Annotated in this window: 18 protein-coding genes; 4 read left to right on the top strand and 14 right to left on the bottom strand. The window is 56.0% G+C overall.

Translation table 11 applies throughout. The features are described 5' to 3' along the window. Positions 1 to 73: 73 nt before the first annotated feature. The 7 genes from chbG to osmE all read right to left on the bottom strand — a co-directional run bounded on the left by chbG (position 74) and on the right by osmE (position 5,926). Positions 74 to 823 carry a chitin disaccharide deacetylase gene (chbG, locus tag ABR39_RS22905; protein ID WP_047348876.1) on the bottom strand — a complete coding sequence of 250 codons (750 nt, stop codon included), beginning with the start codon at positions 821 to 823 and terminating at the stop codon, positions 74 to 76. Positions 824 to 834: 11 nt separating this feature from the next. Then, on the bottom strand, positions 835 to 2,190 hold the full coding sequence (locus tag ABR39_RS22910; RefSeq protein ID WP_047348877.1) for a 6-phospho-beta-glucosidase: 1,356 nt from the start codon (positions 2,188 to 2,190) through the stop codon (positions 835 to 837). Between the two features lie 110 nt (positions 2,191 to 2,300). Further along, positions 2,301 to 3,119 carry a transcriptional regulator ChbR gene (gene chbR, locus ABR39_RS22915; RefSeq protein ID WP_047348878.1) on the bottom strand — a complete coding sequence of 273 codons (819 nt, stop codon included), beginning with the start codon at positions 3,117 to 3,119 and terminating at the stop codon, positions 2,301 to 2,303. A 29-nt stretch (positions 3,120 to 3,148) separates the two neighbouring features. Then, complete coding sequence (chbA, locus tag ABR39_RS22920; protein WP_047348879.1) at positions 3,149 to 3,496, bottom strand: PTS N,N'-diacetylchitobiose transporter subunit IIA; 348 nt, start codon at positions 3,494 to 3,496, stop codon at positions 3,149 to 3,151. Positions 3,497 to 3,543: 47 nt separating this feature from the next. Further along, positions 3,544 to 4,902: a PTS N,N'-diacetylchitobiose transporter subunit IIC gene (chbC, locus tag ABR39_RS22925; protein WP_047348880.1), complete on the bottom strand. Its 1,359-nt coding sequence runs from the start codon at positions 4,900 to 4,902 to the stop codon at positions 3,544 to 3,546. Positions 4,903 to 4,982: 80 nt separating this feature from the next. Continuing rightward, positions 4,983 to 5,300, bottom strand: coding sequence for a PTS N,N'-diacetylchitobiose transporter subunit IIB (gene chbB / locus ABR39_RS22930; protein ID WP_047348881.1), 318 nt, complete (start codon positions 5,298 to 5,300; stop codon positions 4,983 to 4,985). 281 nt (positions 5,301 to 5,581) lie between these two features. Then, positions 5,582 to 5,926: an osmotically-inducible lipoprotein OsmE gene (gene osmE, locus ABR39_RS22935; RefSeq protein WP_010430142.1), complete on the bottom strand. Its 345-nt coding sequence runs from the start codon at positions 5,924 to 5,926 to the stop codon at positions 5,582 to 5,584. Between the two features lie 232 nt (positions 5,927 to 6,158). On the opposite strand from osmE, the gene nadE reads away from it, so the two are divergent. Continuing rightward, positions 6,159 to 6,983, top strand: coding sequence for an ammonia-dependent NAD(+) synthetase (gene nadE / locus ABR39_RS22940; protein ID WP_047348882.1), 825 nt, complete (start codon positions 6,159 to 6,161; stop codon positions 6,981 to 6,983). A 148-nt stretch (positions 6,984 to 7,131) separates the two neighbouring features. Then, complete coding sequence (gene cho, locus ABR39_RS22945; RefSeq protein ID WP_047349072.1) at positions 7,132 to 8,010, top strand: excinuclease Cho; 879 nt, start codon at positions 7,132 to 7,134, stop codon at positions 8,008 to 8,010. On the opposite strand, the gene ves is transcribed toward cho, so the two are convergent. The 7 genes from ves to astC form a co-directional block, all read right to left on the bottom strand. Further along, a complete protein-coding gene (gene ves / locus ABR39_RS22950) occupies positions 7,988 to 8,545 on the bottom strand; it encodes an environmental stress-induced protein Ves (protein ID WP_047348883.1) in 558 nt (185 codons plus the stop codon). The genes cho and ves overlap by 23 nt on opposite strands. 297 nt (positions 8,546 to 8,842) lie before the next feature. After that, entirely contained in the window at positions 8,843 to 9,337 is a 495-nt protein-coding gene (gene spy / locus ABR39_RS22955; protein ID WP_047348884.1) for an ATP-independent periplasmic protein-refolding chaperone Spy, read from the bottom strand. Between the two features lie 338 nt (positions 9,338 to 9,675). Beyond that, on the bottom strand, positions 9,676 to 10,641 hold the full coding sequence (astE, locus tag ABR39_RS22960; RefSeq protein WP_047348885.1) for a succinylglutamate desuccinylase: 966 nt from the start codon (positions 10,639 to 10,641) through the stop codon (positions 9,676 to 9,678). A gap of 9 nt (positions 10,642 to 10,650) precedes the next feature. After that, a complete protein-coding gene (astB, locus tag ABR39_RS22965; protein ID WP_047348886.1) occupies positions 10,651 to 11,976 on the bottom strand; it encodes an N-succinylarginine dihydrolase in 1,326 nt (441 codons plus the stop codon). Then, the gene (astD, locus tag ABR39_RS22970) at positions 11,963 to 13,450 is read right to left on the bottom strand and encodes a succinylglutamate-semialdehyde dehydrogenase (RefSeq protein ID WP_047348887.1); all 1,488 of its coding nucleotides are present in this window, start codon (positions 13,448 to 13,450) and stop codon (positions 11,963 to 11,965) included. Before astD ends, astB begins: the two co-directional genes overlap by 14 nt. Further along, positions 13,447 to 14,481, bottom strand: coding sequence for an arginine N-succinyltransferase (gene astA / locus ABR39_RS22975; RefSeq protein ID WP_047348888.1), 1,035 nt, complete (start codon positions 14,479 to 14,481; stop codon positions 13,447 to 13,449). Before astA ends, astD begins: the two co-directional genes overlap by 4 nt. Beyond that, positions 14,478 to 15,698: a succinylornithine/acetylornithine transaminase gene (gene astC / locus ABR39_RS22980; RefSeq protein WP_047348889.1), complete on the bottom strand. Its 1,221-nt coding sequence runs from the start codon at positions 15,696 to 15,698 to the stop codon at positions 14,478 to 14,480. Before astC ends, astA begins: the two co-directional genes overlap by 4 nt. A 433-nt stretch (positions 15,699 to 16,131) precedes the next feature. Between astC and xthA the strand changes: the two genes are divergently transcribed. Both xthA and ABR39_RS22990 read left to right on the top strand, forming a co-directional pair. Continuing rightward, on the top strand, positions 16,132 to 16,938 hold the full coding sequence (gene xthA / locus ABR39_RS22985) for an exodeoxyribonuclease III (protein ID WP_032645347.1): 807 nt from the start codon (positions 16,132 to 16,134) through the stop codon (positions 16,936 to 16,938). Positions 16,939 to 16,944: 6 nt separating this feature from the next. Next, positions 16,945 to 17,628 (top strand): TVP38/TMEM64 family protein, encoded by a 684-nt coding sequence (locus ABR39_RS22990; RefSeq protein WP_047348890.1) that lies wholly within the window; start codon positions 16,945 to 16,947, stop codon positions 17,626 to 17,628. Positions 17,629 to 17,641 lie beyond the last annotated feature (13 nt).

Genomic DNA, 17,641 nt, shown 5'->3' on the forward strand with positions numbered 1-17,641 from the left:
CTTGCGCTTACCCGGCCTACATTTCGATTGGTTTTGTAGGCCCGGTAAGGCGAAGCCGCCACCGGGCTTTATCTCAAAGATCCCCAAACGTCCCCAACCGATACCCACGCTCGGCAATCGCGTATTTCAGCGAGGCCGACGTCAGCACGTCCAGCTCCGCCAGACGCGGCCAGCAGTAGGCACTCTTACGCACGGTGTTATCAACAAACGCCGGGTGCGCCATCACTTCCACCGACGTTTCACCACGGGCAGCGGAATCATCCAGCACCTTCAGGAACAGCGCTTCGTCGATCTCCTCGCCATAAAACGCGCTGCTGAACCCCTGCGTTGTGGCAACATTGACCTCCGGCAAGCCGCGCACCTCGCGATCCACGCGCAGTGCCACGCCTTTGCGCTGGGCAAACCCTGCGACAATCGGGAAAATCGCCGGGATCATATGCACGTGGTGATGGCTGTCGATGTGCGTCGGCGCCTGGCCAAACACGTCAACAAAGCGGTTAAACTGGCAGTCCAGCTCGCGGGCAATCTCTTCAAGCGGCAGCGCGCCCTGCTCCGCCAGTTCCCAAATCCATTTGCCCAGCTGTCCGTCGCGCGTCAGGCCAGGCATCGGCGAAAGCGGCATTCCGAGCGTCAGCACAAAATGCATGCCGACGCCCAGCGCTGGCACTTCGCGGCTCAGCTGCGCCGCGTGTTCCACCGCTTCACCATTGACCATCGCCGTTGTCGAGGTCACAACGCCCCGGCGACAGGCTTCAATAATGCCGTAGTTCTGACCTTTCGAGAGGCCAAAGTCATCAGCATTAACGATCAGCAGGTTTTCCATTGTGCATCCTCTTATTGCTGTTTGAACTTCAGCTTCTCGATCGTGGCGGCAAAGTTCGGCAACCATTTCTCATGCGCCAGAATCATCTCGCTGGCCAGTTGCTCCGCATCGCGGTCGGAATGCACCAGCGGGCTGAGGTTCAGCGCCAGCAGCACGTCATTCAGCTCGCCGCTCAGCGCCGCGTTGCTGGCAGCCACTTCAAAGCCTTTGATAGTGTGGATCAGACCCATGACCTTATCATCAAAATGGGTAATGCGCGGATGCGGCTTAGCCCCGTCGCGCCCCAGGATGCAGGTCATCTCAACGGCCCAGTCAGCCGGGATGTTGTCGATGTGGCCGTGATGCGGCACGTTAACGTAGTGCTCCGCCTGCTTGTCATTGTAAATGGCGTTGATGACTTCACATGCGGCATCGGAATAGTAGGCCCCGCCGCGCTGCTCCAGCTCTTTCGGTTTGACGTTCAGGTTCGGATCTTTGTACAAATCGAACAGCTGCTTCTCAACTTTCTGCACGACCTGAGCGCGCGCGCCGCCCTTATAGTACTCGCCCATTTCGATGGCCAGCATCTCTTTCTGCTTGAAGTAGTACAGCAGATAGGAGCACGGCAGCAGATTCAGCGAACGGATCAGCCCTTCGCTGAACGGCAGATCGAAGATGTTTTTCACCGACGCCGCCGTCAGGCGACCGGAGGCCACGCCGTCGAGCAGTTCGGCAAAGCGCGATTTTCCGTTCACGATGACATCTTTAATAAACACCATGTGGTTCAGGCCGAACAGATCGATGGAGAGATCGTCGCTGTCGCTCAGTTCCAGCACGTCACGGATAAACATCTTCATGCCAATTGGAATATTGCAGACGCCGATAAAGCGTTTGAAGCCGGTATGACGATACACCGCCTCGGTTACCATCCCGGCCGGGTTGGTGAAGTTAATCACCCACGCGTTCGGGCAAATCTCCTCCACATCTTTGATGATGTCGAAAATCACGGGAATGGTACGCAGACCTTTAAACAGACCGCCCGCGCCGTTGGTCTCCTGCCCGAGGTAACCGTGGCTTAGCGGAATACGCTCGTCCAGTTCGCGCGCTTTGAGCTGGCCCACGCGCAGCTGGGTGGTAACGAAGTCCGCATCCTTCAGCGCCAGACGACGATCGAGGGTTTTGTGCACGGTCAGCGGCACGCCGGCTTTCTCAACCATACGCTTACACAGGTCAAAAATGATATTCAGTTTTTCCTGACCTTCCTCAACGTCAACCAGCCATAATTCGCTGACCGGCAGTTCGTGATAACGTTTCAGGAAACCTTCCAGTAATTCCGGGGTATAGCTGCTGCCGCCACCAATGGTTACGACTTTTAATTTCTTCTGCATAATATCTCCCTTTGCGTATCAGGTTAACCGCCTGCAAGATGTAGCGTACTCTTCCCGCTAAATGGGCAAGCAATTAATTCAATATTCGTGACGAATAAAATCGTCAAAAGTTAATTAATTACCGTTAAATTCTTCCGGTAACTGTTCGGTGTAAATGACGTAAATTTCTTAAAGGTTTTAATAAACAGGCTGGGACTGCTGTATCCTGACTCATAGGCAATATCGGTGACAGAATAGTTGGTAATTTCCAGCTGTTTTTTAGCAAAGTTAATGCGGATTTCATTAATAATTTGCACGGGCGTTTTACGATAATAACGCTGCGTCGCGCGGGTCAGATATTCCTGAGATTTGCCCGACAGGGAGACCATATTTTCCAGCGCATTATCGCTGAACTGGCCCTTATCGTGCATCAGTTCAACGGTGCTGCGCAGCCACTGCGGAATATCATCCGTCACCTGCTGCTCTTCACGATGATGGCGCAGTCGGTTCATCACGTAGAATGTTACCGTTTCAATAAACTCATCAAATTCATTGTCGCGAAAGTTAAGCGAGGCGATAACCGTTTCAATCCAGGTCATAAACTCGTTTTTGACCCGATAGACCTGTGATGCCACAAAGCAGAACGGCACCAGCGGCAGGTAGTGCTTCTCAAAGAAGCGTCTGCTGACGCCCACGTTCAGAATGCGGGTCGCACCAAATTCGTAAAAGCTCTGGTGATGGGAGCCCATAGGCAGAAAGACAAAATCCCCTCGCTCGAGCAGAACGCGCTTGCCGTTGATCTCCTGGTAGTAGCGGCCGGTCAGAACAATCGTGAACTCGTAGTAGTCATGCTGGTGCAGACCGCTCGCGCTCTCCGTTTTGTTGTAGATAACCACGTGAAAATTCTTGCCATTAAACAGCTGCTGCTCAAGTGCGGTTTTAATTTCCATCGTGCTGACCTCCTGCTACTCAGTCTGACTTACTGCATCTTCTCGTGAAGCTCGATTAGCTCCGCCACCAGCTCACGCGCCAGCATTGACGTCATCAGGTGATCCTGGGCATGGACCAGCACCAGGCTGACCTTCATTTTCCCTTCGCCCTGGTCACCTTCAATCAGCTTTGTCTGCACCAGGTGCGCTTCATTCAGCGCCGTGCGGGACTGGTCCATCATGGTTTTCGCGGCGGCGAAATCCCCCTGCTTGGCCTGCTTGAGTGCGGCATATGCCAGGCTGCGGGCCTGCCCGGAGTTGATGATAAGACCCATCACCACTTCTTCAAGATCGTTCTCTGCGGTTTCTTCTGCAACAATACTGTCCAAATCTAACATCTTTAAGCTCCTTGTGGCTGGCGCGGGTTGCCCCGCGCCGGTCAATCTTAGAATTTCAGTGAGAGGGCAATATCCTCTTCGCTCTCTTCTTCATCGATGATGGTGGCGGCTTTGTTCGCAATCGCCACAAACGGCATGTAGAGCAGGGTTGCAATCCCGAGGTTAAATATCGCCAGCAGGAAGGCCGCAACGCTACCGTTGGTGTTGAAGAAGGCACCCAGACCCGCCGGCATGGTCCACGGCGCAATGTTGGTGACCGGTGGAATGATGCCCATGTAATACGCCGTCAGGGTAATAGCGGCCAGCAGCGGCTGAACCAGAATGAACGGGATGAACATAACCGGGTTCATGATGATTGGCAGACCGAACAGAATCGGTTCGTTAATCTGGAAGATGCCTGATGGCAGCGCCAGTTTAGCCACCTGACGGTAGTCAGCGCGACGAGAGACAATAAAGACCGCGATGATCAGACCCAAGGTCGCCCCGGTACCACCCAGGAAGATATAGGAGTCAAGCATCGGCTTCGCCCACACATGGAAGGTTTTACCCGCTGCCAGCGCCGCGTCAACGGAGCCGTACTGCTGGTAAAGCGCAACGTTTTCCAGTGCCCATGGGGTCATAATCCCGCTGTCCAGCGCGGCCAGTGCCAGTGAACCATGCACGCCGAAGAACCACAGCAGAGAGGTGAAAATCACATACGCCCAACCGACCACGCCACCCATCGCCGCCAGCGGCGTAGAGATAGAGTCCATGATGATCTGGTGGAAGTTCGTGCCCCAGTGAGAAAGCGCCCAGGCAATAATCCCCATAATGGAGAGAATAATGAAGCCTGGAATCAACGCGGAAAATGAACGAGATACGGAAGCCGGAACGCTATCCGGCAGGCGGATAACCCAGTTTCGACGGATAATAAAGGTGAACATCTCCGCCACCACAAGACCGATAACAATACCGGAGATGATGTTAGCCCCACCCAGCCAGTTGGCGCCCACGGCATAGGCTTCACCAACGCTGTAAGGGGTTACGGTCATAAAGGCAGCAACGGATAATAACCCGGCGGCCAGCGGATCCACTTTCCGCTCTTCTGCCAGCGCCATCCCAATAAAGAAAGGCGCCATCAGCGACATAATTCCCAACGTACCGTTATAGACGTTGCCGCCAATGGCTTTTAAACCGTTAAGGGTTTCAATAGTGGATGCGTCTAACCGAATTCCTAATGAATAAAAGAAGGAACCTTCACCAAAGCTCAGAAAAACGTTGTTAATTAAAACGAACATGGCCCCGGCCAGCGTCAACGGCATTAATTTAATAAAGCCGTTTTTGATGGCATTAACGTGAGGCTGCTTTCCTATTTTAACAGCAAAAGGAAGGAGTACCTTTTCAAGTGAAGCGATGACTTTACTCATAGGAAAATACCCTTAAATGCCGCAACAGAGGTTACGGCGTAATTGTGTGTGAAATAACTCTTTGACGGGAAAAATAAAAATTAATTAGCAGCTTTTTTAATAGCTGCCACAGCAGCTTTCAGTACACCTAAACCATCAATCTTGCCGTACAGCCCCGAGTCGATCACCTCGACCGGTTTATTGGGTAACAGTCGTTGAATTTCGGGCAACATATAGGCAATTTGCGGCCCCAGTAAAACAACGTCGGCGTTCTGGCCTTTTTCGCCCGCCAGCGTCTCTGGAAACGCTTCAATCACCACAGGAACTTCATACTTTTCAGCCTGCGCACGCATCTTTGACACCAGAAGTGAGGTTGACATGCCCGCTGAGCAGAACAGGTAGATATGTTTCTTTTCCATCGTAATTTCCCTCTTGTATGACTACCTGCCATCGCGCTATCACTCGACTCGCTGTCCCGGCAGACAGGTAGCTTGCGTACTGTTGTTTATCGTTGGAGTGAGTATACGCAATGGTACAGACAGGGGATAATTCTGGATAGACTCAAATTGTCTCTCATTGACCTGGCTTGTTGACTACCTTCACATTTCGGGCAAATAATTCGCGCAAAGAAATAAGATTTACGTATGCATAAAAAAACCGGCCCATGGGCCGGTTTGTTAACATACTCAGGTAAGCAGCGTTACTGCGCCTTAGGTGCCTGCGGGTCGGTGTCGTATTCAGCACAGGTCTGATAGCCGGAGTTAATCACATGACCGGTATCATCCAGGGCAACAAAGTAGGTTTCTGCCTTACCATCACGTTGACCCAGGATATAGGTCTGGCAGGTCCCTTTCGCATGAATCATGGTCACTTCAGAAGAAGGTTTACCGGCAATCGCCGCCACCTGCGAACGGGTCATCCCTTTTTTGACGTCTTTCACTACGGGCTGCGTAAACTGATCCTTGGTGCGATCGTAAGCCGTACACCCTGCCAGCATAGTCAGTACCGCCGCTGCGCTAAGAATTCCTGCTACGTTCTTGTTCATATTCCGTCCTCTTGTTTATCAGCGTGTTATCTAAGCATGGGATAAAAAGTACTATTGTTCAACTTTGTGATTTGCGCCAGACGAATTTCGGAAAATTCTAATAAAACAACGATAACCTGCTAAATCGGCGCAAATTAGCGCACTCGAAACTGTGATCCTTGTCGTTTCTCGCCCAAAGGGTTAGTTTTAACAGTTAACACATTCCGTTTATGTACTGCATATGGAGGGCGTGATGGCTCTGCAACAAGAGATTATTCAGGCACTGGGCGCGAAGCCCACGGTAGATGCAAACGAAGAGATCCGCCGCAGCGTGGATTTTTTAAAATCGTACTTAAAAAAGAACGCTTTCCTGAAATCCCTGGTGCTGGGCATCAGCGGGGGTCAGGACTCTACCCTGACCGGTAAACTCTGCCAGATGGCGATTTCAGAGCTGCGCGACGAGACGGGCGATGAAGCGCTGCAGTTTATCGCGGTACGTCTTCCTTATGGCGTACAGGCAGACGAGCAGGATTGCCAGGACGCTATTGCCTTCATCCAGCCTGACCGCGTGCTTACCGTCAATATTAAAGGTTCGGTGCTGGCAAGCGAACAGGCGCTGCGCGAAGCGGGCATTGAGCTGAGCGATTTTGTTCGCGGCAACGAGAAAGCCCGCGAGCGCATGAAAGCGCAGTACAGCATTGCCGGAATGACCAAAGGCGTCGTCGTCGGTACCGACCATGCGGCGGAAGCGATCACCGGTTTCTTCACCAAATACGGCGACGGCGGCACCGACATCAACCCGATCTTCCGCCTCAACAAGCGCCAGGGCAAGCAGCTGCTTGCCGCGCTGGGCTGCCCTGAGCATCTGTATAAAAAAGCACCGACGGCGGATCTGGAGGACGATCGTCCCTCCCTGCCGGATGAAGCGGCCCTTGGCGTCACCTATGACAACATCGATGATTATCTGGAAGGCAAAAAGCTGGATGACGGTACCGCGAAGATTATCGAAGGCTGGTATCTGAAAACCGAGCACAAGCGTCATACGCCGATTACGGTGTTTGACGATTTCTGGAAATAAACGCAAAACGGTAACCTGGTTACCGTTTTTAATGTTTGCCCCCTCTCCCGTGGGAGAGGGCTGGGGTGAGGGCATCAGGCCACCCGGCTCTTTTTTAACCACCACACACCTGCTACACTGTATACCTGAACAGTATATGGAGCAGTATGTGAGCAGGCGTCAATCCGCCCCGCGTCTTGAGTTTGAAGCGGCGGCTATCTACGAATATCCCGAGCACCTTCGCCCCTGGCTTGAGGCCTTACCTAAACAGCCGGGCGTGTACATCTTTCACGGCGAAAGCGACACTCTGCCGCTCTATATCGGCAAAAGCGTCAATATTCGCAGCCGGGTGTTATCTCATCTGCGTACGCTGGACGAGGCCGCCATGCTGCGCCAGTCGCGACGCATCACCTGGTTCCAGACGGCGGGAGAAATGGGCGCGTTATTGCTGGAAGCGCGGTTAATCAAAGAACAACAACCGCTGTTCAACAAGCGCCTGCGTCGCAATCGCCAGCTCTGCTCCCTGCAGATAACCGCCGGCAAACCGCAGGTAGTCTACGCGCGCGAGGTCGATTTTTCGCATGCCCCAAATCTCTATGGGCTGTTCGCGAATAAACGCGCGGCACTTCAGGCGCTGCAAACTCTGGCGGACGATCTACAGCTTTGCTACAGCCTTTTAGGCCTGGAGGCGACCACCCGCGGACGCGCCTGTTTCCGCTCCGCGCTGAAGCGCTGTGCTGGTGCCTGCTGCGGGAAAGAGAGCGTTGAGGCACACCACGCCCGGCTCCTCACCGGCCTGGCGACCATCAGCGTGAACTGCTGGCCCTGGGAAGGCGCCGTTGCGCTAAAAGAAGTGGGTGAAGCGATGACCCAGTACCACATCGTCAACAACTGGTTCTGGCTGGGCGCCGTCGACGATATCAACGACGCGGCAACCCTGTTGCGCACGCCCGCCGGATTTGACCACGATGGCTACAAAATTCTCTGTAAACCTGTTTTAGCCGGTAAGTTTGAGGTCATTGAGCTCAATGGCCTGGCAGCCATGTGATTTCACTGAACAACAGGGTGCCCTGGGGCTCCAGCAGACGCAAAGTATGGCTCCCCTCCTCCCAGCTGGCACCCTGATCGGCCGTCAGCAATTTATCGCCCAGCTGCCACGCACCGCTTAACACGAAGACCACGCCCCCGCGTGAGCAAAAGGTGGTAAAGGTACGGTCGGCAACGCGCACCTTCGCCTGACAGCAGTCGCGGCGGGTCATGATGTTGAAGTCCATCGCCATCTTTCCATCCGAAAGCAACGCCTTTACCGGCAGGTCGCCGGCAAAGCTGTAGGGCTGATGGTGCTTGAGGGTATGAAAGAACGCCTGACCGGCATCGAGCGTCACCTCCCCTCCTTCCAGCAAGGTAATCACCCGGTCGACGCCGGGGAAAGAGGAGAACTCGCCGTTGCTGGCAATAGTCGCGATACTGGCACGCCAGTGAAAATCGCGCGTTGCGGGAGGGAAACAACAAATCTCACGCGTTTCGCCAGCACCATTGCGCCAGAGGCTGACCGGCATCTTACGGATATCAAAGAACTCCATCACCACTCCTGAATGGCACAACCCGTGCCAGGGCAAGGATATCGCTATCGTTGCTGTCTTGTTTGTTATCGTTGGGTATTTACAGACACAGTATCGGCAGCAGAGCGGGCAGGCCTTAGCAGAACGTTAATAAAAATTCTAACGCCATGACTCTACAAACATTCTCTGACGCGACTACAGGAGAATACCGCGCTGGCGGCGGCAGACAAGAGGGCTGGAAAGAAAAACCGCCGGTCCTGTCCACAGCGGTTGCGCTTTTGTGGACAGGATCCCGGCGGTCTTAAGAGAGTGAACCGATTATTCGGTTGGTGCTGGCATTTTACCTTCCATCGCCGGACGTTCTGTCAGACGCTTCTCAAAATTCGCATTAAATTGCTTTTTCTGTTCCGGAGTCAGAATGTTGTAGATCTTGTTCTGGGTTTCCATGTGAGCCAGCATGCGGGCTTTGTGCTGCTCGGCCATTTTGTCGATCTGCGCTTCGGCTTTTGCCTTATCGAAGCTGTCGCTGGCGATGATGTCATGCATCGCACGACGTTCTTCAAGCGGAGGACGTTTCATCTCGTCGCGCTCGCCTTTCCTGATGTCGCGGATCTGCTGCTTCTGCGCATCCGTCAGGTTGAGATCCTTAAACATCATCATCTCGTTGTGCATACCCGGCTTGCCTTTATGATGCATCATCATTTTGCCTTCAGCAGGCGCGGCAGTGGTGGTCGCGGTATCTGCGGCGAACGCCATGCTGGTAGCGCCCAGAGCCAGGGTAGAAGCAACAAACAGTGCAGTAAACTTACGCATAATTTATTTCCTTTCTTTCAGTTATTCTTCGGCGCTGTGCCGTGTTGACGAGATTAACTTTACGGGGTTTATCGTCAATTAGTCAGAGCAACGGTAAAACAATGAAAGTGTAAAAAACAAATTTTCGCCAAATGTGGAGGAAATAAGGATAAAGCGTGGAGAGTTGCAACAAAAAATATTCAATGCGATGATTTTAAAGAAAATTAGCAGAAGTATAGCGAAGTGAAGATTAATAATAAAGCAATTCACCAGGAATATTCCGCAAAAGAAGGGTGAGCGCTTTAATCGTAAAGAAAAAAGGTTGTATTTCCCCTCCCGGCTGACGAGAGGGGAAACGTTCAGGATATTTTTTCCAGCATCAATCCGGCCCGCAGGCCAAACGCCACGGTGGGGTTAGGGAATAAAACATACTCGGTTGTTTTGTGCACCTCGTAACGCTCTTCGCCATCTTCCGCCAGCAGCGCCCCTTTGCGGAACGGCGTGAAGTTCAGGGTGTGCGCGGCCATATGAAGCAGGAAAGCATCGCTGCGGCGCGTGATCTGCTGTACGACCCGATACCGCTCAACGGGCTGATGCGCGTGCTCGGGAGTCGTCCCGCCCAGCAGCGCCCGAAGGGCAAGGTGCGTTGGCGCAAAGCGGGACAGATCGTTCTGGCCGAACGGCAGCGCTTTTCCCAACTCCAGCGTGCAGGCCAGCGCGCCGAAATTTTCACAGGTAAAGTGGGTAAACGTCCCGCCCGGCGACTGATGAAATACCAGCGCCTCCAGCCCGGCGTCACCCAGCCAGCTCAGGAACGCTTCATCCCACGGCTGATTGCGCTGCGGCAGGACGCCAAAGCGGACGTGGTAAGACGCGCGGATCGCCGTATGCAGATCGAGATGCCAGCGCGCGGGCCCCGCCTCGGCAAAAAACGCGGTCACGACGTTCTCCAGCCACTGTGCCCGCGCAGTTTCGTCACTCTGCGGAAACTGCGACCAGCGCCCGCCGAACATGCGGTTAATGTCGCTCACCAGATACCGCTTGTTTTGCGCCAGCGCAGGCGGATTACCGAGCACCACCAGCACGCGGCACTTGAGCGCAATCTCACCCCGATACAGCGCGCGCAGCAGCAGGTCAACAATCTCAACGGGCGCCGTTTCGTTCCCGTGAATGCCCGTTGAAAGCAGCAGCGACAGCTCGCTTTTTGCGTCCGGCGTCAGCTCAAGCACCCCGCGCCCCAGCCACCGCCAGCGAAATGAGGGCCCCTCCCCCTCACGCTGTTCCGGCGTTTCGTCGGCCAGGGTCAGCGCCAGTAAATTTTCCATACCCACTCCTTAGCGCTGGAACGGATAAACCGATCCCAGCTGCAGGATTGATGTTAACGCGTCCAGCGCCTCGCGCCCTTCGCGCAGCAGCTGCGGGTCAACCAGGTCGGCCTGCGTTAGCCGGTCGCGATAGTAGCGTTCGACCCAGTCATTCAGCCGCGTAAAGAGCGTATCGTTCATCATGACCGCCGGGTTCACCGCCTGCATTTCGTCCTGGGCTAACACCACGCGCAGACGTAAACAGGCCGGACCGCCGCCGTTGGCCATGCTTTCACGCAGGTCAAACACGCGCAGCTCGTCAATTGGGTTATCGGCTTTCACCAGCTCCGTCAGGTATCTCCACACCCCTTTATGATCCTGCGACTCCTGCGGCAGGACCAGCATCATGCTGCCGTCGTCGCGGCTCAGCAGCTGGCTATTGAACAGATACGTTTCGACCGCATCCTGCACGCTGACCGCCCGCGTTGGCACCTGAATCGGCATAAAGCCGGGCACGCGTTCATGCAGCGTGGCGAGCAGCTTATCCTGATGGGCAAACGCCTGCTCGTGGCAGAACAGCACCTGACGGTTAGAGACGGCAATCACGTCGTTATGGAACACGCCCTGGTCGATCACCTGCGGGTTCTGCTGGGCAAAAATCACCTGCGAAGGATTAACCTGGTTCAGGCGGGCGACCGCCTGGCTGGCCGCCAGCGTCTGGCGGGCAGGATAGCGAACAGGAGCGGAATGACCGCCCTCCTCGCGCCCGTAGATAAACAGCTGCACGCCGGGATCGCCGTAATCGCCACCCAGACGGTTATGGTTAGCCGCGCCTTCGTCGCCAAACATCGCCACCTGCGGCAGGGCCTGGTGCACCTCAAAATGGGCGTCATGATTAAAAATGGCGCGCAGCACGCGCTCGGTGGTTTCCGCTTCGGTGGCGCGGTGGAATTTATTGTTCAGGTTCGCCACCGTCAGATGGACTTTGCCATCCAGCGTATCGGCTGACGGTGCGACGGTCGCCGCGTTGGCGACCCACATCGAGGAGGCGGAGCTTGCCGCAGAGAGCAGGTGCGGCGTCTGCGTACCCGCTTTTTCGACCACCTGCTCATCGCTGCCGGTGAAGCCGAGCTGGCGTAACACCGCCACGTTCGGGCGTTCCTGCGGCGGAATAACCGCCTGCGGGAAACCGGCATCCGCCAGCGCCTTCATTTTCAGCAGCCCCTGCTTCGCCGCCAGCTTCGGGTTGGAGACCTGAAAGCGGTGCTTCGTCGAGGCTTCATTGCCAAAGGAGAGACCGGCGTAGTGGTGCGTCAGCCCCACCAGCCCGTCAAAGTTGACCTCACGCGCTTTCATGACGATCCCCTCCGGTAAAGTCCAGACCCGGGTTGAGCGTTTCCGGCAGCGTCAGCGCCGGGGTTTCCAGGCTCGCCATCGGCCATGCGCAGTAATCCGCGGCATACCACGCGCTGGCGCGATGGTTGCCCGACGCGCCTACGCCGCCAAACGGCGCGGTGCTCGCCGCCCCGGTAAGCGGTTTGTTCCAGTTCACAATCCCGGCGCGTGCTTCCAGCAGCAGCTGTTCAAACTTCTCGCGATGCGGCGAAATCAGCCCGCTCGACAGGCCGTAGCGGGTGTTATTGGCCATCTCAATCGCCGCATCAAAATCGTCGTAGCGCCAGACGCACAGCAGCGGGCCAAAGACCTCTTCATCCGGCACGTTGCTCGCCCCGCTCATCTCAACGATGCCCGGCGTCAGCAGCGAGGTGCCCGGCTGAGCCTGCTTCGGCTCGAGCAAGGTTTTCGCCCCGCGCGCGACGTGGTCCTGCCAGGCCTTCAGCACGTTCAGCGCGGCCTGCTCGGAAATCAGCCCACCGATAAACGGCTGTGGGTCGGCATCCCACGCGGCTGGCACCAGACGCGCGCTCACCTCGACCAGACGTTTCAGGAAAGCATCCCCCTGCGGGCCACGCTTCACCAGCAAACGACGGGCACAGGTGCAGCGTTGTCCGGCGGTAATAAAGGCGGACTGAATCGTCAGGTGCACCGCGGCGTCGATATCGTCAGGGTCTTCCACAATCAGCGGGTTGTTGCCGCCCATCTCCAGTGCCAGAATTTTTTCCGGCTGCCCTGCCAGCTGGCGATGCAGCTGATAGCCCGTACCGGCGCTGCCGGTAAACAGCAGGCCGTCGATATCGCTCAGCGCGCTCAGCGCCTGACCGGTTTCGCGCCCGCCCTGCACCAGATTCAGCACGCCCGGCGGCAGGCCAGCCTGTTCCCACAGCTTCACCACCGCCTCGCCGGTCAGCGGCGTTAGCTCACTCGGTTTGAAGATAACGGTATTGCCCGCCAGCAGCGCGGGCACAATGTGGCCATTCGGCAGATGCCCCGGGAAGTTGTACGGACCAAACACCGCGAGCACGCCGTGCGGACGGTGGCGCAGCGTGGCCGCGCCGTCCGGCATGTCGGTGTGCTGTTCGCCGGTGCGGGTGTGGTACGCCTTCACCGAAATGGCGATTTTATTGATCATCGCCGTCACTTCCGTTGCCGCTTCCCAGCGCGGCTTGCTGGTTTCTGACGCGATGATGCGCGTCAGTTCGGCTTTGTTCGCTTCCAGTAGCCCGGCAAATTTTTCAACCATCGCCTGGCGCACGGCGAAGGGCTGCTTTGCCCACGCCGGAAACGCGCGGCGAGTGGCATGGCAGGCATGTTCAACCTGCGCAGCGCTGGCGTCATGCCCTTTCCAGAGCACCTCTTTTCCTACCGGATTGGTCTTTACGCGCTGCTCGCCTTCGCCCGTGACCCAGTCACCGTTAATCCATAATGTCATGCTGTTTTCTCCTCAGGGCAGAGACGCACCAGGCGAACCGTGTCGCCGGCGTTACATTTCAGGGCATCCAGTTCTGCAGCCGTCAGCACCAGACGTTCACATTTCGGATTGGTACGCACCAGCATGGCGCGGAAGTTGGTGTAATTTTCGTTCGACACCAGGCATGCCGGCCAGTCGCCCGGAGCGGGCTGACCTTCAGCAACCTCAACCAGCCGGCTTTTACGGATTGCGCGTACGCGGTCGATATCGCATTCAAGCGTTGGGCCACCGTCAAAGATGTCCACGTAGTTACGGTAGCGGAAGCCCTCTTTCTCCAGCACCGCGCGGGCAGGCGCGGTTTGCGGATGCACTTCTCCGATCACCGCCTGCGCTTCCGGCGTTAAGAAATGGGTATAGATAGGATGCTTCGGCATCAGCTCCGCGATAAACGCTTTCTGACCGGTGCCGCAGAGATAATCCGCCCGGCTGAACTCCATCGAGAAGAAGCGCTCGCCCAGGCTCTCCCAGAACGGCGAGTAGCCTGTATCGTCGATCACGCCGCGCATCTCAGCGACCACTTTTTCGTTAAAGCGATCGCGGAAGGCGGCCATAAACATAAAGCGCGATTTGGAGAGCAGATAGCCGTTGCCCTCTTTGCGCCACGCCGGGTCGAGGAATAGCGTGCAGAGCTCGCTGGCGCCCGTGTGGTCATTGCAGAGAAACAGCGTGGGCAGCGCGTTATAGACGTTCAGCTCTTTCGAGGCGTGAACCATGGTGCCGACGCGGTAGTTGTACCACGGGTCGTTAAGCCCGACGGCCACTTCGATGGCGCAGATCCCGGCCACGGTCCCCGTGTCGGTGTCTTCCAGCACGAACACATACCCCTGTTCGCTTTTTGGCAACGTCCCCTGCCAGGTTTGCAGGGCGCGCTCGATGCGCGCCGACAGCGTTTTTTCATCGGCAGGAAGCGAGGTCAGCCCGCCTCCCGTCTTACCGGCAAGCTGCATGAGCCCGGCAATATCGCCGCGCTCAACGGGACGGATGACCATCATGATGACACCCCGGACTTCACCTGTTCACACGCCAGCGCAAAACGATCCAGACCGGTTTGCACCTCTTCCTCGCTGACAATCAGCGCAGGAGCAAAACGCACCACGTTGGCACCGGCAATCAGTACCATCACGCCCATTTTTGCCGCTTCCTGAGAAATAAGTTTAGCTTTTCCGGCAAACTCAGGAGTGAGCTCGCAGCCAATTAACAGCCCCAGCCCGCGAATTTCTTTAAACATCCCCGTTTTGCCGTTGATGGCATTCAGGCGTTCAACGAACCAGTCGTGACGCTGCTTAACGCCTTTCAACACCTCAGGGGTATTAATGATGTCGAGAACCTGTCCGGCAACGGCGGTTGCCAGCGGGTTACCGCCGTAGGTGGTGCCATGGGTGCCCACGGTCATCACGCTGGCGAATTTATCGGTGGTCAGCATCGCCCCAATCGGGAAGCCGCCGCCCAGCGCCTTGGCGGTAGACAGGACGTCCGGCGTGACGCCGTAGTGCATATAGGCGTACAGTTCGCCGGTGCGGCCCACGCCGGTCTGCACTTCATCGAAAATCAGTACCGCGTTGTGGCGATCGCACAGCTCGCGCAGCCCCTGCAGGAACGCTTTTTGCGCCGGAAGGACGCCGCCCTCGCCCTGCATCGGCTCAACAATCACCGCGCAGGTGGTGTCGTTAATCAGCTCGCTGGCGGACTGCAGATCGTTATAGACACCGTGACGAATATCCGGCGGCAGCGGTGCGAAATCCTGCGAGTAGGAAGGCTGGCCGCCTGCGCTCACGGTAAACAGCGTGCGTCCGTGAAACGCATTTTTAAACGCCACAATCCCGCTCTTGTGCGTGCCAAACTTGTCGTGCGCATATTTGCGCGCCAGCTTCAGCGCCGCTTCGTTGGCTTCCGCCCCCGAGTTACAGAAAAAGACTTTTTCGGCAAACGTCGCGTCGATCAGCTTTTTCGCCAGGCGCAGCGCGGGTTCGTTGGTAAAGCCGTTGCCGGTATGCCAGAACTTCGCCGCCTGGTCGTTCAGTGCCTGACGCAGCGCCGGGTGCGCATGACCCAACGCGTTCACCGCAATCCCACCTGCAAAGTCGATATACTCTTTACCCTGCTGATCCCACAGGCGCGAGCCTTCCCCACGAACCGGAATAAAAGCCGCCGGAGCGTAAACCGGCATCATCCATTCATCGAAATTTTCACGCGTAATTGACAGAGACATAGCGACCTCATCCGGTAAATAAAAAGTTATTTGAATGTTAAATAATTGAGTGTTTGCACTGTGAATGTAGATTGCAGCCTTCGTGCCAGCCAGCGATAAAAATGCATAAACGGGTTGGGGTAACAGAATATCAATGAGTTACAACATGGAGTTATTCACTGTTATTGCATAAAAAGTGAATATTTTTACGACAAGCGGCGCTTTGCCGCATGAAAATCAGAAAGAGTATGCACAGGCCAAATATAATTCTGGAATTGTGATCGCTCGCGAAATTTATCTGTCATTTACGCCCTGTTTGGGGGCGAAGCGCGTCAGAATGGTGCAAATATTGCACCACCGGCATTATCTGTCGCAGTTATTGGTCGATCCCCGTAACAGTTGACGCAAATTCTGCTACCATCCTTGCACTATTCACCTTGCACTGGCAGCGACTATGAAATTTGTCTCTTTTAATATCAACGGCCTGCGTGCCCGCCCTCATCAGCTTGAAGCTATCGTTGAGCAACATCAGCCAGATGTGATCGGCCTGCAGGAGACCAAGGTTCACGACGACATGTTCCCCCTCGAAGAGGTGGCGAAACTCGGTTACAACGTCTTTTATCACGGTCAGAAAGGACACTATGGCGTCGCGCTGCTCACCAAAGCGCCGCCGGTTTCCGTGCGTCGCGGCTTCCCCGGCGACGGTGAAGAAGCGCAGCGTCGCATCATCATGGCGGAAGTGCCTTCTGCGCTCGGGAATATCACGGTCATTAACGGCTATTTCCCGCAGGGTGAGAGCCGTGACCACGAGACCAAATTCCCGGCCAAGGCGAAGTTTTATCAGGATCTGCAGGACTTCCTGACAACCGAGCTCAAAAAAGAGAATCCGGTGCTGATCATGGGCGACATGAATATTAGTCCGACGGATCTGGATATCGGTATTGGCGAAGAGAACCGCAAACGCTGGTTGCGTACCGGCAAATGCTCCTTCCTGCCGGAAGAGCGCGAGTGGATGGAGCGCCTGCTGGGCTGGGGCCTGGTGGATACCTTCCGCAATGCCAACCCGGAAACGCAGGACCGCTTCTCGTGGTTTGACTACCGTTCAAAAGGCTTCGACGACAACCGCGGTCTGCGTATCGATCTCCTGCTGGCCAGCTCGCCGCTGGCGGAGCGCTGCATTGAAACCGGGATCGACTACGATATCCGCAGCATGGAAAAACCGTCTGACCACGCGCCGGTGTGGGCTAAATTCAAGCTGTAATGACGCGTGAACAGTCGAAAAATCCTTTTCCTGTGCGCCCTTGTGGGCGCATTTATTCTGACGTTTGTCCTGCTTCCCCCGGGCACGCTCTCTCTGGAAGGGATTAAAACTCACCAGCAGGCTTTACTCTCTCACGTCGACCGCGCGCCATTACAAAGCGCGCTGATCTTTTTTGCGCTCTATGTGCTGGTCTCCGCCCTGTCGATACCCGGCGCGGCGATCCTTACCCTGTTGGGCGGAGTACTGTTTACCCTGTGGGAAGGCACCGTGCTGGTCTCGTTTGCCTCGACGCTCGGGGCCACGCTTGCGATGCTGGCCAGCCGTTATTTGCTGCGGGACTGGGTGCAGCACCGGTTCGCCCAGCAGATGAAAACGGTAAACGCCGGCATGGCGCATGACGGGGCGGGCTATCTTTTTGCCCTGCGCCTGATGCCGCTGTTCCCGTTTTTTCTGGTGAATTTGCTGATGGGGCTGACCCGCATTACGGTGAGGTGCTACTGGTGGGTCAGCCAGGTCGCCATGCTGCCCGCCACGGTTGTCATTCTGAACGCCGGGCGGGAGCTGGGAAAAGTGGCATCGCTCCGCGATATTTTGTCGCCGGGCATGATATTCGCCTTTACACTACTGGGGTTATTACCGCTGGTCACTCGCCGGCTGTTTTCCCGCACCCCCTCTTCGTTAAAAAAGTGAGGCATTATGCGCC

It is taken from the genome of Enterobacter genomosp. O, assembly GCF_001022965.1.
Taxonomy (GTDB): domain Bacteria; phylum Pseudomonadota; class Gammaproteobacteria; order Enterobacterales; family Enterobacteriaceae; genus Enterobacter; species Enterobacter cloacae_L.

Bases quoted from the DNA above. Each gene is read 5' to 3' on its own strand.
- spy (WP_047348884.1), bottom strand. From the start codon at position 9,337: ATGCGTAAGTTTACTGCACTGTTTGTTGCTTCTACCCTGGCTCTGGGC.
- osmE (WP_010430142.1), bottom strand. From the start codon at position 5,926: ATGAACAAGAACGTAGCAGGAATTCTTAGCGCAGCGGCGGTACTGACT.
- astC (WP_047348889.1), bottom strand. From the start codon at position 15,698: ATGTCTCTGTCAATTACGCGTGAAAATTTCGATGAATGGATGATGCCG.
- ABR39_RS22910 (WP_047348877.1), bottom strand. From the start codon at position 2,190: ATGCAGAAGAAATTAAAAGTCGTAACCATTGGTGGCGGCAGCAGCTAT.
- astD (WP_047348887.1), bottom strand. From the start codon at position 13,450: ATGACATTATGGATTAACGGTGACTGGGTCACGGGCGAAGGCGAGCAG.
- nadE (WP_047348882.1), top strand. From the start codon at position 6,159: ATGGCTCTGCAACAAGAGATTATTCAGGCACTGGGCGCGAAGCCCACG.
- astA (WP_047348888.1), bottom strand. From the start codon at position 14,481: ATGATGGTCATCCGTCCCGTTGAGCGCGGCGATATTGCCGGGCTCATG.
- astB (WP_047348886.1), bottom strand. From the start codon at position 11,976: ATGAAAGCGCGTGAGGTCAACTTTGACGGGCTGGTGGGGCTGACGCAC.
- astE (WP_047348885.1), bottom strand. From the start codon at position 10,641: ATGGAAAATTTACTGGCGCTGACCCTGGCCGACGAAACGCCGGAACAG.
- chbC (WP_047348880.1), bottom strand. From the start codon at position 4,902: ATGAGTAAAGTCATCGCTTCACTTGAAAAGGTACTCCTTCCTTTTGCT.
- ves (WP_047348883.1), bottom strand. From the start codon at position 8,545: ATGGAGTTCTTTGATATCCGTAAGATGCCGGTCAGCCTCTGGCGCAAT.
- xthA (WP_032645347.1), top strand. From the start codon at position 16,132: ATGAAATTTGTCTCTTTTAATATCAACGGCCTGCGTGCCCGCCCTCAT.
- chbA (WP_047348879.1), bottom strand. From the start codon at position 3,496: ATGTTAGATTTGGACAGTATTGTTGCAGAAGAAACCGCAGAGAACGAT.
- chbG (WP_047348876.1), bottom strand. From the start codon at position 823: ATGGAAAACCTGCTGATCGTTAATGCTGATGACTTTGGCCTCTCGAAA.
- chbR (WP_047348878.1), bottom strand. From the start codon at position 3,119: ATGGAAATTAAAACCGCACTTGAGCAGCAGCTGTTTAATGGCAAGAAT.
- chbB (WP_047348881.1), bottom strand. From the start codon at position 5,300: ATGGAAAAGAAACATATCTACCTGTTCTGCTCAGCGGGCATGTCAACC.